The organism is Pseudomonas sp. LJDD11 (genome assembly GCF_024584215.1).
Taxonomy (GTDB): Bacteria; Pseudomonadota; Gammaproteobacteria; order Pseudomonadales; family Pseudomonadaceae; genus Aquipseudomonas.
Genome location: NZ_JANJFL010000115.1, coordinates 1 through 569, shown reverse-complemented (window position 1 = coordinate 569; position 569 = coordinate 1). Strand labels below are relative to the sequence as shown.

At 55.7% G+C, this 569-nt stretch carries 1 pseudogene; it reads left to right on the top strand.

Going from position 1 to position 569, the window contains the following annotated elements:
* Window positions 1-185 precede the first annotated feature (185 nt).
* Window positions 186-569, top strand: a pseudogene (locus NRB16_RS29045) (phosphate ABC transporter permease subunit PstC); the annotation flags it as partial.

Sequence of the window (569 nt, the reverse complement as noted above, 5' to 3'; positions counted from 1 at the left end):
AAAATGGCCAGAAGCAAGCAGAAGAACTGGATTACGTCGCTCTGCCGAAATCGCTGGTTGAACGTGTAGAAGGCTACTGGAAAACCGAATTCACCAAGTAAGTGATTCAAGCCTGTAGCTCACCCCTGTCATCAACCGCGATATCGGTTCGGTGACGGGGGCTTTTTCTTGCGAGTGGACTCAACATGACTGAAAACACCCAATACCTGTCCGCGAACGTCTCAGACATCGACTCCGAAGGCGAAAAGCGCGCCAAGCGGGATCATCGACATGACGCCTGGTTCAGGCGTTCGCTGCAAGGCGCCGCCATGCTGGTGCTGGCATTGCTGGGATGTATTGCCCTGTCGACCCTGTGGGGCGGAAGTCTGGCATTCGAGACCTTTGGTTTTGGTTTTCTGACCAGTGCCGAGTGGGACGTGAACAACGGCAAGTTTGGTGCCCTGGTTCCGATCTACGGTACGCTGGTGACATCTTTTCTGGCTTTGCTGATCGCCGTTCCGGTGAGTTTCGGCATCGCCATCTTCCTGACGGAAGTCGCGCCGCCCTGGTTGAGGATGCCCATCGCCTCC